This is a genomic window from Geodermatophilus sp. SYSU D00703, assembly GCF_054050155.1.
On sequence record NZ_JBJGYU010000001.1, the window covers coordinates 239,819 to 253,594 of the forward strand.

Genomic DNA, 13,776 nt, shown 5'->3' on the forward strand with positions numbered 1-13,776 from the left:
TCTGCAGCTGGTCGCAGAACTCGTCGAGGGGCCGGTCGGCCAGCTGCCCGACGGCGGCGGTGAGCCGGGCGAGGCCCGCGTCGATGTCGCTGCCGCCGTGCTCGACGAGCCCGTCGGTGTAGAGCAGGACCGTGTCCCCGACGTGCAGGGTGGTCTCGTGGGTGGTGCGCGAGCCGGGCGGGCCGGTGCCCAGCAGCCGCTCGGGCCGGGTGGCCAGCAGCCGGACGCTGCCGTCGGCCTGCAGGACCGCCGGCGGCAGGCGCCCGGCCGAGGACCAGCGCAGCGTCCACGGCCCGCCGCTGGTCCGGTCGGCCGTCGGCTCGAGGTGCGCGAGGACCGTGGTGGCCAGCGTGCCGACGTCCAGCTGGGCGAGCGCCCGGTCGACCCGGGGTCAGCGTGAGCGCGGGGCTGCCGGGGTGGTCGCAGGCGATGCCCCCCAGCTCGGTGTGCGGCGGCCGCCTTCCGCAGTTCATCAGCACCAGCGCGCCGAAGGTCTCTCCGCGGGCGCGCAGCGGCACGAGGGTGTACGAGCGGAGGTCCAGCCGGCGGAGCGCCGCGCGCACCCCCTCGGTGGGCAGCGCCGCGGCGATGGTGGTCCGATCGACGTCGGTCACCTGCACCGGGGCACCGGATCGGATCGCGGCGAGCATCGCGTCGTTGTGGCCCGCGCTCGACCGTCGTCCGGTCATGACGGTGTCCACGTCGGCGCGGGCGGCCGGGTCGCGGTGCGCCCACGCCCCTTCGGCGGGCCGCCCTCACCGAACGTGTTCACGATCGCCCAGTCGGCCAGTCGGCCAGTCGGGGCACGAGCAGCTCGGCGAGCCGCTTGACCGACTCGCCGGTGTCCAGGGTGGTGATCAGCGACTCGCTGACCTCGGCCAGGTACCGCAGCCGGTCCCGGTCGGCGTCCCGCCCTCGGGCGCCGCCGTCCCGGTGGCGGCGCCTCCAGGGCCCGCTCGCCGTGCGGTGTCCTGCCGGACGGAGACGTGCAGCAGGTCGTCGGCCAGGTGCGCGCTGACGTCGATCCACCGCCCGGTCGGCGGGTAGAAGGCCCGCCAGGTCACCGGCGCGCCGGCCGGGCGGGCGCGGAGCAGGCACGTGTGGAAGATCGTGCCGGCGGCCTCGGGCAGCGCGATCCACAGGTTGCAGCCGGTGAACTCCGCGGCCGGTCGTCCGAGCAGCGCCGCGGCGGCCGGATTGGCGTAGCGGATGCCCCAGTCGACGTCGACGATCGCCGCCCCGTCCGGCATCTGGTCCAGCGCCCGCCGCCACGCCCCCGCGGGCAGCGAAGCCACACCGGCCCCGTGCACCACCGTCTCGGTCATCGAGCGATTCCCCTCGTCTCGACACGAGGCGGAGGTCCCGGCGAGGCCGCCGGCATGCGCTCGGGTTCGGCCTTCTGGCGGTCAGCCGGTGGAGTTCCGGCGGCCCGCGGCGGCCGCGGCCCGGATGAGCTCGGCGACCCCAGGCCGCGCGGCCTGCGCGCCGGCGGCCAGGAAGGACTGCTGGATCACCTCGTCCAGGCGGTGCCGCGACAGCATGTCGTCGCCCATCACCTCCTGCTCGGCCGGGCCGGGAGCGAAGACCACCGTCCGGACGCCGGCCGCCTCGAGCGCCCGCACCTCGCGCCGCAGCAGCCGGGCGGAGTGCCGGCGGGAGGCCGCGTAGACGTGGAGCTGCGCCCCGGCGGGCCCGCTCATCGGCGAGACGATCACGGCCAGGTCCAGCCCGCAGCGGCGCAGCAGCGCGGCGTTGGTAGGGGAGTGCACGCCGCCGTCGACGTAGGTGTGCCCGCCGATCCGGACCGGCGCGAAGTACCCGGGCACCGCGCAGGAGGCCGCGACCGCCAGGTGGATCGGCGCCGGTGGTGTGCCGGGGCGGCCGAAGACGACCCGGCGGCCGTCGTGCCGGTGCACGGCGCAGATCCACAGCGCGGGCTGCGGCCACTGGGGACGCTCCAGCTCTCGCAGGGCGGCCAGCTGCTCGACGATGTCGTGCCGACCGGGCGCCATCAGGGACATCGCAGCCGCCAGCGGCCGAAACCGCCACGGCCGGGTCACGGCCCGGTGCACCATCCGCGGTGCCGGTAGCCGCATCGGTCGGCGCAGCAGCTCCAGCGGGCGGAACGGGGCCAGCTCGGGCACCGGCGTGGCGGCGATCTGGCGCAGCACGTCGTCGTCGCCGGACAGTGGCGCCTTCACCGTCCAGGCGGCCAGGTCCTCGGCCTTGACGCCGAGCCGCAGCAGCGTGCCGGTGATCGAGCCGGCCGAGGTGCCGACGATCATGTCGACCGCCCGCGGGTCGAAGCCGAAGTCGTGCTCCAGCACCGCGAGGACACCGGCGTGGTAGGCCTGCCCGACCACACCGCCGGCGCCCAGCACCAAGCCGACGCGTGCCACACGAACAGTCTCCTCCGCCCACCAGGAGCCGGGGGCCTGACGTCCCGGGGCAACGTCGTCGACCGGGGTGACGCGGGCGTCCTCGGCTGTTCACCGGGACGGAGCACCAGGTCCGGACTCGCCGAGGTCATCGCGTCGAGATCGCCACGAGGTGCTCCTGGCGGTCCGTGGCCGCTGGTCCGGCCAGGTGGGCAAGAACTCGGCAGACGAACGCCTGCAGGCGTTCCGGGCCGGCTGGTGGGCCTGGCGCTCGGCCGACTCGACCTCTCCGCGCGTCGGGTTCGGCGTCTCCTGTTCGTCGCCGGCGCAGCCGCGGCGGCTGTGGGCTGCGCACCGGGCTGGGGGAGCACCCATCTGCTGGCCGACGGCGTCGCCTACCCGGAACCGACGGACGCATACGAGCGCATGCCGGGGTGGGACGAGGAGACCGTCGGAGGGCGGGACTGGACCTGCCTGGCGGAGCGCGCTGCCGCGCCGATGGCCCAGGGGCGTTCGTCCCGGCGCAGAGGGCTACTGGCGTCAGACGTCGCGGCGGCTGAACACCAGCGCGGTCAGCCCCCACACCATCGCCACCCAGAGTGCCGCCCACAGCAGGTAGGCGAGGGTGAGCGGGGCCTCGCTGAGGAACGGCGAGCCGGCGAAGTCGAGCCCCAGCGGGGTCGGGTCCTGGAACGCGTGCATGGCCCCTCGCCACAGCCCGTCGGTGGGCAGGACGACCCGCGACACCGTGCCGACGCGGGCCACGCCCTCGTTGCCGAGGACGTCCCCGACGCTGCCGACCACGCCGGCCACCCAGGTGGCGCCGAACAGCCCGACCGCGACCACCCCTGACGCCATCGGCGAGATCACGCTCGACAGCAGCAGGGCGAGGGTGAGCAGCACGACCGTCTGCCCGGCCAGCAGCGCGAGACCGGCCACCGGGTCCGGCGGCCAGTAGCCCACCGCCCAGCGGACGACGAGGAACATCGCGAAGCCGGCCACCGCCACGTACGCGGAGCCGAACGCGACCAGGCCGAGCCACTTGCCGAGCAGCACCTCCGAGCGGCGCACCGGCCGGGCCAGCTGCGCCAGCGCCATCCCGGACTCGATCTCCCCGGAGAGGGTGGGCCCGGCCAGGAAGGCGGTGCCGAGCGCGGCGATGAGGCTCAGGCCGAACATCACCAGGTTGAGCAGCGTGGAGGCGAACAGCCGAGCCTGGCCGGAGGTGAGGTCCCCGAACTCGGTGTCCAGGCCGGCCAGCCGGGAGAAGCCCCAGCCGCTGAGGGCCAGCAGCGCGACGGTGAGGACGGCGAGGGCCCACACCACCTTCCGGCGGACGGCCTCGCGCAGGGTGAGCCCGGCGACGGTCAGCACGCTCATGCGGCACCGTCCCCGCCGCGCAGGATGCCGAGCAGCCGCTCCTCCAGGCTGATCCGCGCGGGCTCGACGGCGTGCACCGCGACGCCCAGTGCCACCAGGTCGGCGACGAGCGCAGGCACGGTGCCGCCGTCGTCGTCCGCCGGCAGGGCGACGGTGAACCGGTCCCCGCCGCCGGTGACCGTCCCGGCCGCCCGCAGCCGCGCCTCGGTGCGGCCGTCCACCCCGGTGAGGTGCAGCCGGACCTCCCGCCGGCCGAGCAGCTCGGCCAGCGTGCCGGCCGCCGCGACCCGCCCGGAGTCGAGGATGACCACCCGGTCGCAGACCCGCTCCACCTCGCCGATCAGGTGCGAGTTGAGCAGCACCGCCACGCCCTGCGCCTTGAGCGAGAGCACCAGGTCGCGGACGTCGACCCGGCCGATCGGGTCCAGCGCGCTGGTCGGCTCGTCGAGGACCACCAGCTCGGGCCGGCCGACCAGGGCGACGGCGAGACCGAGCCGCTGCTGCATGCCCTTGGAGAACCCGCCCACCCGGTCGCCGGCCCGCCCGTCGAGCCCCACCGCGGCCAGCCGCTCGCGGCCCTCGGCCGCGCTCATCGGCACCCGCGCCAGGCGGGCGTGCAGGGCCAGCACCTCGGCGGCGGTGAGCCACTGCTGGTACCGGAAGAGCTCGGGCAGGTAGCCGACCCGCAGCCGGGACTGCGGGTCGCGGCCCGGGCGGCCGAGCAGCATCACGTCCCCGGCGTCGGGCCGGACCAGGCCGAGGAGCATCTTGATGACGCTGGTCTTGCCGGCGCCGTTGGGCCCGAGCAGGCCCAGCACCTCGCCGCGCCCGACGGTGAACGAGACCCCGTCGACCGCCGGCCGGCGCCCGTACCGCTTGCGCAGCCCGGAGCACCAGACGGCGGGGGAGCCGGGCAGCTCGGCGACGAACTGGGCCGCGGTCCGCGTGTCCTCGACCGGCACGGTCAGCGCAGGTCGTTCGCCACGGCGAGCACCTCGTCGGCGCTCACCGCCCCGGCGACCCCGGTCACGACGCCGTCCTCCACCCACACCACGCCGGCCATGGTGCCGTCGCGGGAGGCCAGCACGGTCGCCGGCTGCCCGGCCACCTCGGCCGTGCTGGTGGTGACCATGTCGGCCGGGACCGGCAGCGGCAGCGTCGTCGCGTCGCCGGAGAAGTCGCGCAGCTGGGCCGCGACCTCGGGCGGCAGGCCGGGCAGGGAGAGCAGGTAGTCGCGCACCGTCTCGAACGGGACCCCGTCGGAGAACGCGGTGGGCGCGACCGCCCGACCGACCGCGAGGACCGGCAGGCCGGTCGGCTGCACCCACACCGCCGCGGCGGCCGGCCCGGCCTCCAGCCGGACCTGGCTGCCGTCCAGCCCGGGCGGTGGGGCCGGCAGGGGCTCGCCGGTCGCGGCCGCGGCCTGCTCGGCCTTCTCCGCCGAGAAGGTGAAGACGGCGCTGACCTGGTCCACCACCTGGTAGGTGGGGTCGCCGCTCACGCCGGTCGGCAGCTCACCGACCTCGGGCAGGGTCAGGCCGGTGCGCTCCTCCGCGGCGGCGGCGTCCGGCACCTGCGCCGGCTCACCTCCGCCGGTGACCTCCAGGTCCCCGAACGCGGAGAGGTCGGGGAGCGCGACGAGGTCACCCGTCGGGACGGCGACCGGCGCGACCCGCTCGGTGCGGAAGATCGGCAGCCAGTCGTTGGCCGCGGCCACCCCGGCGCCCGAGAGGACGAGGACCACCCCGAGCGCGGCGACCGCCGGGCGGCGCAGTGCGGGGGCCCAGCGACCGCGGCGGGCCGGAGCCGGTCCGGGGGTGGCGGTGGCGGCGGAGGCGAGGCGGGCCCACGCGGTGTCGACGTCCGTCCTCGCCGGCGCCGCGCCGAGGACGGCACCGGCCGCACCCGCGTCGGCCCGGACCGTCTCCAGGGCCGCCAGGCAGGTCGGGCAGGCCGCGACGTGCGCGCGGTCGGCGTCGGAGACGCCGAGAGGTTCGTCGAGCAGGCGGCGCAGCACGCCCTCAGTGGGATGACGCATCGGTGTCCAACTCCTTCTTGAGCGCAGCTTCGGCGCGCCGCACGGTGGTGCCGACGCTGCCGACGGACATGTCGAGGGCGGCCGCCACGTCGGCGTAGCCCAGGCCGCTGTGCCGCAGCACCAGGGCCACCGCCTGCTTGCGGGGCAGCCGGGCGAGCGCGGCCCGCACGCGGCGGTGCTCCTCGCGGGAGACCACCGTGTCGGCGACGTCGGGGACGACGGTGGGCTCCCCACCCACCCCGCCGCCGACGGCCTCCTCGCGGGCGGTGCGGCGGCGACCGGAACGCAGCACGTTGAGCGCCGTGTGGGCGGCGGCCACGCTCAGCCAGCCGCCGGCCTCCCGCGCCGGGACCGACGAGCGGCCGAAGGAGAGGAACACCTCCTGGGCGACGTCCTCGGCCTGGTCCCGCGACCCGAGCACGCGGGAGGCGACGCCGACCACCCGCGGGTACTCGGCGCGGAACACCTGCTCGAGGTCGTCGCGGACCCCGCCCGCCCGGTGCACCCGCTCGGCGGTGCCGCTCCGCGCCGTCGGCGCGGCGAGGGCGGGGGCCGTCCATCGCTCGTGCTGCACCAGGTCCACATCGGTAGAGCACCGCCGGGGCCGCGGATGTGACACGCGCCCGAGGATGCACCGGCGGAACGGGTCAGACGGGGCGGATCGCGTCTCCCACGCGGATCTCCCCGTCGCCGAGGACGTCGGCGCGCAGCCCGCCCCGGTGGATGAGCGGCCGCAGGGTCCCCGGCCCGCTCAGCCGCTCCAGGTGGGAGCACGGCTCGCACAGGCGGCGCCCCTCGCACAGCACGTCCCCGATGCGGAACGTGCGGCCGACGAGGGCGTTGACGTCGATGCCCCGGGTGAGGACGTTGCGCCGGGTGCCGGCGAAGTCCAGCTCCTGCCCGGCCGCGGCCAGCTCGTCGAGCACCTCGGCGGCCACCAGCGTCAGGTCGTACCCCGGGCGCCGGGCGGCGCGGGGGCTGAAGGTGCCGGCGCCCACCGCGTAGCGGTCCCCGTCGAGCCCGCGGCCGGCCCGGGCCCGCGCCACCTCCAGCAGCTGCATCGCCGCCTCCGCGGCCGGCGCCACGGCGAGCCCCGCGACGGTGCCCCGCAGGTCGCCCGCGGGCGGGGCGGTGCGGAGCACGGGGTCGAGGGAGGCTACGGCGTGGGCCTGGCGGATCGGCAGGTCCGCGGTCGCCCGGCCCAGCAGGGCGGGTGCCTGGGGGCTGAGGACGACGCCCGGCGGGGTGCCGAAGGCCAGCACGGCGACCTCACCGTCCTCCCCGGCCCGGTCCTCGACGACGGCGATCCACCAGCCGGCCCACTGGAAGCGCGCGGGGTCGGCGATCGGCACCAGGCCCGAGCCGTGCTCGGCCAGCCAGGTCCGCCAGGCGCCCAGCGCGTGCGCCAGGTCGTCGTCGGGCAGCGGCAGGTCGGTCACCGCGACCTCGGTGACCGAGGCCAGGCACGCGGCGAACCCGCGGACCACCGCGCTCGCTCCGGGTTCGGTCGGTAGCTCGACGTCGATCACGGGTCCATCGTCCCCGGGGCGCCGTCGGCCCGGCGGCCTCGGCCTCCCGGGTGGCGAGGTCGGGGACGGCGAGCCGGTGCCGGTACTCCTGCTCGGCGATCTCGCCGCGCCGTCTCCTGGTCCGTCGCCGCACCGGCGCACTACCGTCTGGACATGGTGGTCGCGGTGGCCGAGCTGCTGCTCCTGGTGCTGCTCGCCGGCCTGCTGCTGTACGCGCTCGGGGTGTGGTCGACCCGCCCGGCGGTGCGGACCGGTTCGGGCGCCACCCGGCTGCCCGCCCGGGCCCGCGCGGAGGTGGCCGCGGCGGTCGCCCAGGCGCGCTGGACGGCGGCCCACGACGAGGTCGACGGGGTCACGCGGGTGCTGCTGCGCCGCTCGTTCACCGGGCTGGACGGCCTGCCGGTCGTCCTCGAGGAGCGGTTGTTCGCGACGTTCCCGGCGGCCGACCCCGCGTGGGAGGCGCGCTTCACCGAGGCCATGTCGGGCGCCCGGTTCCGCTGCGCCTACCTCAACGCCGAGGAGTCGCCGGGGGAGCGGGGTTAGGCGACGGCGCGCAGGGTCGGCGTCCGCCCGGCCGCCCGCGCCGCCGTCTCCTCCACCAGCCGCGCGATCGTCGCCGGCCGGTCCGACTGCGGCGCGTGGCCGGCCATCAGCAGCGGGCTGAACCGGGAGCCGGGGATCAGCGGCAGGTAGCGCACCGTCTGGCCGGAGGCGACCCAGTCCGCCACGCCCTGGACCAGGGTGACCGGGCAGTCGATGCGGTCCAGGCCGCGGGGGACGTCGAGCAGCAGCGCCCACAGCAGGGTGCGCCAGAAGTCCCGCGACTCGGCGAAGCCCTCACGCGCGCCGGTCGCCTCCTCCGGCGAGGTGCGCCACGGCCGCGCCTTCAGCGGGGCCAGGAGCGCCGCCCGGCCGGCCGCCGACCGGGACACCGTGGCGATCAGCGGCTCGGCAGCCCGCATGCCGATCCGGGCCAGCCCCATGCCGGTGCCCTGGTAGACGCGCTCCCGAGGGACGTTGAGCCCGGACGGCGCGATGGCCACCACCGACCGCGCCCGGCCGCGGACGGCGAGCTCCAGGGCGATGCGGGCGCCCAGCGAGTTGCCGAGCACGTGCACCGGGCCCAGGCCCTCGGCGTCCAGCGTGCGCTCGACGGCGTCGGTGAGGGCGGCCACGGTGGGGCGCTGCTCGAGGTGCGGCGAGCGGCCCACGCCGGGCAGGTCCACGTTGACGACGTCGAAGCGGTCGGTGAGCGCGGGGAGGGCCGCGGTGAAGTCGCGGCGGGAGCTGCCCATGCCGTGCAGCAGCAGGAGCGGCTCGCCGGAGCCGGAACGGGTGGAGGACAGCAGGGCGGTCACCCGTCCGGGTTACCCGGCGGGTGTGCCGACCGTGCCGTGAGACTGGTCACGCCCGGCCCGTGGGGTGAGGTGCGCACCCCACGGGCCGGGGGTCAGCGACCCGCGCCGACCGGCTCGGCCGGCCCGGTGCCGGCGCGGGCGAGCCCCATCGAGAGCGCGACGGCCACGACGATGCCGATCACGGGAGGGATGCCGACGCCGAGCTCGCCGCTGAGCCAGGCCAGGGAGGCCGCGACCGCGTAGGAGAGCAGGTTCGGCCACCGCACCGCGGGCGGGGTGGCGCCGGCGGGGATGCCGCGGCGCCAGCGGGCGAGGAAGTCGCCGATGATGACGCCGCCCAGCGGCGGGATGAACGTGCCGAGCAGCACCAGGTAGTCGACCAGGTGGTTCTGCACGCCGGTGAGGGCCAGCACGGTGGCGATCACGGACCCGCCGATGACGAACGGCGCCTTGCTCGGCCGGTTGAACAGCTCCGCGCCGGCCACGCCGAAGGCGTAGGCCGTGTCGGCGTTGCTCTTCCAGAGGTTGCCGAACAGCAGCACCAGGCCCCAGCCGACCAGGCCGAGCTGGTACAGCACGAGGACGAAGTCACCCTCACCGAAGGTCAGCGCCCCGACCGCGCCGAAGAAGATCATCAGTCCGTTGCCGATGAGGAACCCGATGATGCAGGCCCACACCGCGTGCGAGCCGCGGCGGGCGAACCGGGTCCAGTTCGGCGCCTGGGTGCCGGCCGACACGAACGTGCCCACCACAGTCGTGATGGCCACGGCGAGCGCCATCGACGTCGTCGGCTCGACGCTGGCCAGGCCGTCGAACCCGCCCACCTCCTGCAGCGACCGGGCCAGTACCCAGAAGGCCAGGACCAGGATCAGCGGCGTGGAGACCAGCGACACCCAGTACATGCCGTGGTAGCCCCAGTAGGCCGTTGCGCACATGAGCGCGCTGGTGACGACCATGACCGCGGCCCGGGCGCCGTAGGACTGCCAGCCCAGCGCCTCGGCGGTGAGGTCGCCGATGGTCCCGACGACGACGGCGTACCAGCCGATCTGGGTGCCGCCCAGCAGGACCGAGGCCAGCTTCGCGCCGCGCGACCCCAGCGTGTAGCGGGACATCACGACGGTGGTCAGCCCGGTCCGCGCGCCGATCCAGCCCATGACGGCGACGTAGGTCCCGAGGATCGCCGACCCGGCGAGGATGACCAGGACGAGGTCGCGGAAGCGGAATGCCGGCCCCAGTGCCGCGCCGGCCAGCATCGTCGGGGTGAAGACGGTGAACCCGAGCAGCACCACGGCCACGGAGAAGAACGACTTCCGGGCGTGCGCCGGGACCGGCGTGACCGGGTAGTCCGGGTCGACGACGTCGGCGTCGATCGCCGGCGGAGTCGTGCGGTCGGGCGCGGTCACGACTCCTCCCCGATGTCCTCGAGCCACAGCTCCGGCCGCTCGGCGAGCATCCGCTCCATCAGCGCGGTGCAGTCCGGGTCGTCCAGGACGTCGACCTGCACGCCCTTGGACCGGAGGAGCTCCTCGGAGGCCTGGAAGCTGCGGTTCTCCCCGACGACGATCCGCGGGATGTCGTAGAGCAGCGCCGTCCCCGCGCACATGAAGCAGGGCGATAGCGTCGTGTAGAGGACGCTGCGCCGGTACACCGACGCCGGCAGCCGTCCCGCCCGCTCGATGCAGTCGGTCTCCCCGTGCCGGATGGCGCTGCCCATCTGCACGCGGCGGTTGCGGCCGACGGCCAGCACGCGGTCGCCGTCGACCAGAGCCGCGCCGATCGGGACCCCGCCCTCCTCCCAGCCGATGCGCGCCTGGTCCACGGCGAGGCCGAGGAAGAACCGGTCGCGGTCCGCGGGGGAGAGGTCGGGCGGGACGGTGGGCAGGTCCGCTGTGGTCACGGGTCCTCCTGGCTCGACGGGGGAGGGGACGCACGTCAGCGAACCCGCGGGCGGCCGCGCCCGACAAGGGGCGCGGTGTCCGGTGAACCCGCCGTGCGGCTTGACGCGGTGCCCCCGCGTGCGCACGCTGCTCCCCCGTGCTGCCCACCGTCTCCGAGGTCCTCCAGCTGCCCGCAGTGCGCGCCGCCGACCCCGTGGTGCTGGCGGGGGACCCGGACGCCGCCGTCGTCCGCTGGGTGCACTCCTCCGAGGTGTACGAGATGGGCGGGCTGCTGGCCGGCGGCGAGCTGCTGCTGACCACCGGACTCGGGCTGCACGGCCGGTCCGCGCAGCAGGTCGTCGACTACGTCGAGCGGCTGGCCGACGCCGGGTGCGCCGCCCTGGCGTTGGAGGTCGGGCGCACGTTCTCCGTCGTCCCGCCGGAGCTGGTCGACACGGCGCGGCGGCGGGACGTCGTCCTGCTGGAGCTGCGCGAGGTCGTGCCGTTCGTGCGGATGGTCGAGGACTTCGCCGACCTGCTGCTGCGCCGCAAGCTCTCCTGGAGGCACGCCGGGGAGCCGGTCTGGCAGGAGCTGCTCGGGCTGGTCGTCTCCGGCCAGGGGCTGGCCGGGGTGCTCGACGCGGTCGCCCGCTTGGCCGACTGCCCCGCCGAGCTGGTCGACGTCGACGGTCGGGTGGTCGAGCGCAGCCGTCTGCCGGGGCAGGCGCACCCGACCGACCGGACGATCGCGGAGGTCCGTGGCCCGCACGGCCCCGTCGGCCGGCTGGTGCTGCTCGGCCGGCGCACCGCGCGCCGCACCGGGGTGGCCGACCGGGCGGCCGTCGCGGTGGCGCTGGAGCTCGGCCGGCACCCCGACGTCGGCTCGCGGCCCTCCCTCGCGCAGGCGGTGGTCACCGACCTCGTCGCCGGCGTCCTGGTGTCCGAGGGCGAGCTGCGGGCCCGCCTGGCCGCCGCCGGGTGGGTGCCGGCACCGGGCCTGCCGGTCCTCGTGGCCGCGGTGGAGTTCGACCGGCGGACCCCGGCGAGGGAGGCGGTGCCCGCGGTGCGGCAGGCGGCCGAGGAGGTCCTCGGCCAGTGCCTGGTCGGGGCGGCGGGCAGCGCCGTGCTGGTGCTGGGCCGCGGCCGGCCGCGCTCGGAGCTCCGGCGTCAGCGGGAGGCGGTCGCCGCCCTGCGCGCCCGGCTGTGCGCCGGGCCGCTCGCCGCGGCGATCCGCACCGTCGGCGTGGCCGACGCGGTCGGGGCGCTGGCCGACGTGCCGGCGGCCGTGGCCGAGGCGCGAGAGGTGGTGGCGCTCAGCCGGCGCATCGGCAGCCGGGAGCCGGTGGTGCTCGCGCGGGACGTCGCCATCCACCGGCTGCTGGCGGCCGGCAGCTCCACGCCGGAGGTGGGCCGCTTCCTCACCGGCCAACTCGGCCCGCTGGTCGACCACGACGCCGCGCACGGCACCGAGCTGCTGCGCACCCTCGACGCGCACCTGGCCACCGGGCTGAGCAAGACGCGGACCGCCGAGCTGCTCGGCATCCGCCGCCAGTCGCTCTACGCCCGGCTCGACCGGATCGAGCAGCTGCTCGGCGCGCCGGTGGCGGACCCCGTGCAGCACGTGGGCCTGGGCGTGGCGCTGGCCGCCTGGCGGATGCGGACCGGGCTGGACCCGCAGGCGGTGCCCGGACACACCCGCGGCTGAGCGCCTGGCGGCGAGGCCGGTGGGAGCGACGGCAGGATGGAGGGCATGGGACAGGTCGTCGCCACCGCCGAGCGGGTCGTCCGGGCACCGGCCGAGCGGGTGCTGCCCGCCCTCGCCGACTACACCGAGACGCGCCGCCGCGTCCTCCCCGAGCAGTTCAGCGACTACCGCGTCGAGGCCGGCGGCCAGGGCGCGGGCACGCGCGTCGCCTGGCGGTTCGCCGCCACCTCCAAGCGGGTGCGCGACCAGCTCGTGGAGGTCAGCCAGCCCGACGCCTCGACGCTGGTCGAGACCGACACCAGGTCCTCGATGGTGACCACGTGGACGGTGCACCCGGCCGACGCCGGGCTGACCACCGTGCGGGTGCGCACCACCTGGAACGGGGCCGGCGGCATCGGGGGCTTCTTCGAGCGGACCTTCGCGCCGAAGGGGCTGCGCCGGGTGTACGAGGACCTGCTGGGGCGGCTCGAACGGGAGCTGTCGGCGTCCTGAGCCGGCGGCGCGATCCGGGTTCGGAGGGGACGATGGCCCGGTGACCGCAGTGCCCACCGCCGTCGAGCCGCCCGCCGTGGACCCGGCCGGCCTCGACGCGCTCGCCCGCCTCGTGGGGGACGGCGACGTCGTCGTCCTCTCCGGGGCCGGGCTGTCCACCGACTCCGGGATCCCCGACTACCGCGGCGCCTCCGGGTCGCTGCGCCGGCACACGCCGATGACCTACCAGACGTTCCTGCGCGACCCGCGCGGCCGGCACCGGTACTGGGCGCGCAGCTTCGTCGGCTGGCGGCAGATCCGGACGGCGCGGCCCAACGCCGGGCACCGCGCGGTCGCCGACCTGCAGGACGCCGGGCTGGTCACCGGGGTCATCACCCAGAACGTGGACGGGCTGCACCAGGCGGCCGGCGCGCGGGACGTCGTCGAGCTGCACGGCGGCCTGGACCGGACGATCTGCCTGGCCTGCGGCGACGTGGCCGACCGCGGCGAGCTCGACCGGCGGCTGCGGGTGGTCAACCCGCACTTCGGTCCGCACGTGGACGAGGTCAACCCCGACGGCGACGCCGAGCTGCCCGACGACCTCCTCGACGACTTCGTCATGGTCGACTGCCTGGCCTGCGGCGGCGGACCGCTCAAGCCCGACGTCGTCTTCTTCGGCGAGACGGTGCCGCGGGACCGGGTGGCGGCCTGTTTCGCGCGGGTCGAGGAGGCCGGCGCGCTGCTCGTGCTGGGCTCCTCGCTGACGGTGATGAGCGGCTACCGGTTCGTGCTGCGCGCCGAGAAGCTCGGCATCCCCGTGGGCCTGGTCAACCTCGGCGCCACCCGCGGGGACGCGAAGGTCGACGTCCGCCTGGACGCACCGCTGGGCACGGTGCTGCCCGAGCTGGTCTCCCGCCTGGCCGCGTGAGAGAGGACCTCCCTGCCCCCACCGCTCGCGAGCTCGCGGCGGGCACCTCCAGGGAGGCCGCCGCCGCCGCTGACCGGGCGCTCGGCGGCGTCCTCGGCGAGGATCGGTCGCG

The 13,776-nt window shown here is 76.4% G+C and carries 14 protein-coding genes and 2 pseudogenes; 4 read left to right on the forward strand and 12 right to left on the reverse strand.

Going from position 1 to position 13,776, the window contains the following annotated elements:
* Nucleotides 1-4 precede the first annotated feature (4 nt).
* The 9 genes and pseudogenes from ACI782_RS01210 to ACI782_RS01250 form a co-directional block, all read right to left on the reverse strand.
* Nucleotides 5-364: pseudogene (locus ACI782_RS01210) on the reverse strand (PP2C family protein-serine/threonine phosphatase); the annotation flags it as partial.
* 145 nt (nt 365-509) lie between these two features.
* Nucleotides 510-689: pseudogene (locus ACI782_RS01215) on the reverse strand (histidine kinase); the annotation flags it as partial.
* A 168-nt stretch (nt 690-857) separates the two neighbouring features.
* On the reverse strand, nt 858-1,325 hold the full coding sequence (locus ACI782_RS01220; RefSeq protein ID WP_456905246.1) for a PAS domain-containing protein: 468 nt from the start codon (nt 1,323-1,325) through the stop codon (nt 858-860).
* Between the two features lie 81 nt (nt 1,326-1,406).
* Nucleotides 1,407-2,399, reverse strand: coding sequence for a patatin-like phospholipase family protein (locus ACI782_RS01225; RefSeq protein ID WP_456905249.1), 993 nt, complete (start codon nt 2,397-2,399; stop codon nt 1,407-1,409).
* A gap of 519 nt (nt 2,400-2,918) precedes the next feature.
* Nucleotides 2,919-3,758, reverse strand: coding sequence for an ABC transporter permease (locus tag ACI782_RS01230; protein WP_456905250.1), 840 nt, complete (start codon nt 3,756-3,758; stop codon nt 2,919-2,921).
* Nucleotides 3,755-4,720: an ABC transporter ATP-binding protein gene (locus ACI782_RS01235; RefSeq protein ID WP_456905252.1), complete on the reverse strand. Its 966-nt coding sequence runs from the start codon at nt 4,718-4,720 to the stop codon at nt 3,755-3,757. The genes ACI782_RS01230 and ACI782_RS01235 overlap by 4 nt, the downstream gene beginning before the upstream one ends.
* Before the next feature lie 2 nt (nt 4,721-4,722).
* Entirely contained in the window at nt 4,723-5,796 is a 1,074-nt protein-coding gene (locus tag ACI782_RS01240; protein ID WP_456905254.1) for a hypothetical protein, read from the reverse strand.
* Nucleotides 5,780-6,370, reverse strand: a complete 591-nt coding sequence (locus ACI782_RS01245) for a sigma-70 family RNA polymerase sigma factor (RefSeq protein ID WP_456905256.1) — start codon at nt 6,368-6,370, stop codon at nt 5,780-5,782. The genes ACI782_RS01240 and ACI782_RS01245 overlap by 17 nt, the downstream gene beginning before the upstream one ends.
* 73 nt (nt 6,371-6,443) lie before the next feature.
* Nucleotides 6,444-7,325: an MOSC domain-containing protein gene (locus ACI782_RS01250; protein WP_456905258.1), complete on the reverse strand. Its 882-nt coding sequence runs from the start codon at nt 7,323-7,325 to the stop codon at nt 6,444-6,446.
* Nucleotides 7,326-7,478: 153 nt separating this feature from the next.
* Between ACI782_RS01250 and ACI782_RS01255 the strand changes: the two genes are divergently transcribed.
* Nucleotides 7,479-7,868, forward strand: a complete 390-nt coding sequence (locus ACI782_RS01255; protein WP_456905260.1) for a hypothetical protein — start codon at nt 7,479-7,481, stop codon at nt 7,866-7,868.
* Here the strand turns inward: ACI782_RS01255 and ACI782_RS01260 are convergent.
* The 3 genes from ACI782_RS01260 to ACI782_RS01270 all read right to left on the reverse strand — a co-directional run bounded on the left by ACI782_RS01260 (nt 7,865) and on the right by ACI782_RS01270 (nt 10,580).
* Nucleotides 7,865-8,683 (reverse strand): alpha/beta fold hydrolase, encoded by an 819-nt coding sequence (locus tag ACI782_RS01260; RefSeq protein ID WP_456905262.1) that lies wholly within the window; start codon nt 8,681-8,683, stop codon nt 7,865-7,867. The genes ACI782_RS01255 and ACI782_RS01260 overlap by 4 nt on opposite strands.
* Nucleotides 8,684-8,775: 92 nt before the next feature.
* Nucleotides 8,776-10,086 (reverse strand): cytosine permease, encoded by a 1,311-nt coding sequence (codB, locus tag ACI782_RS01265; protein ID WP_456905264.1) that lies wholly within the window; start codon nt 10,084-10,086, stop codon nt 8,776-8,778.
* A complete protein-coding gene (locus tag ACI782_RS01270; RefSeq protein WP_456905266.1) occupies nt 10,083-10,580 on the reverse strand; it encodes a nucleoside deaminase in 498 nt (165 codons plus the stop codon). Before ACI782_RS01270 ends, codB begins: the two co-directional genes overlap by 4 nt.
* A 137-nt stretch (nt 10,581-10,717) precedes the next feature.
* Here ACI782_RS01270 and ACI782_RS01275 point away from each other — a divergent pair, with 137 nt between their 5' ends.
* Genes ACI782_RS01275 through ACI782_RS01285 form a run of 3 tightly spaced genes read left to right on the forward strand, consistent with a single transcriptional unit; the run spans nt 10,718 to nt 13,664 of the window.
* Nucleotides 10,718-12,265, forward strand: coding sequence for a PucR family transcriptional regulator ligand-binding domain-containing protein (locus tag ACI782_RS01275; protein WP_456905268.1), 1,548 nt, complete (start codon nt 10,718-10,720; stop codon nt 12,263-12,265).
* A 45-nt stretch (nt 12,266-12,310) separates the two neighbouring features.
* A complete protein-coding gene (locus tag ACI782_RS01280) occupies nt 12,311-12,757 on the forward strand; it encodes an SRPBCC family protein (protein ID WP_456905270.1) in 447 nt (148 codons plus the stop codon).
* 40 nt (nt 12,758-12,797) lie between these two features.
* Nucleotides 12,798-13,664 (forward strand): NAD-dependent protein deacetylase, encoded by an 867-nt coding sequence (locus ACI782_RS01285; protein WP_456905272.1) that lies wholly within the window; start codon nt 12,798-12,800, stop codon nt 13,662-13,664.
* Nucleotides 13,665-13,776: the final 112 nt, after the last annotated feature.

Bases quoted from the DNA above. Each gene is read 5' to 3' on its own strand.
- ACI782_RS01230 (WP_456905250.1), bottom strand. From the start codon at position 3,758: ATGAGCGTGCTGACCGTCGCCGGGCTCACCCTGCGCGAGGCCGTCCGC.
- ACI782_RS01220 (WP_456905246.1), bottom strand. From the start codon at position 1,325: ATGACCGAGACGGTGGTGCACGGGGCCGGTGTGGCTTCGCTGCCCGCG.
- ACI782_RS01280 (WP_456905270.1), top strand. From the start codon at position 12,311: ATGGGACAGGTCGTCGCCACCGCCGAGCGGGTCGTCCGGGCACCGGCC.
- ACI782_RS01255 (WP_456905260.1), top strand. From the start codon at position 7,479: ATGGTGGTCGCGGTGGCCGAGCTGCTGCTCCTGGTGCTGCTCGCCGGC.
- ACI782_RS01240 (WP_456905254.1), bottom strand. From the start codon at position 5,796: ATGCGTCATCCCACTGAGGGCGTGCTGCGCCGCCTGCTCGACGAACCT.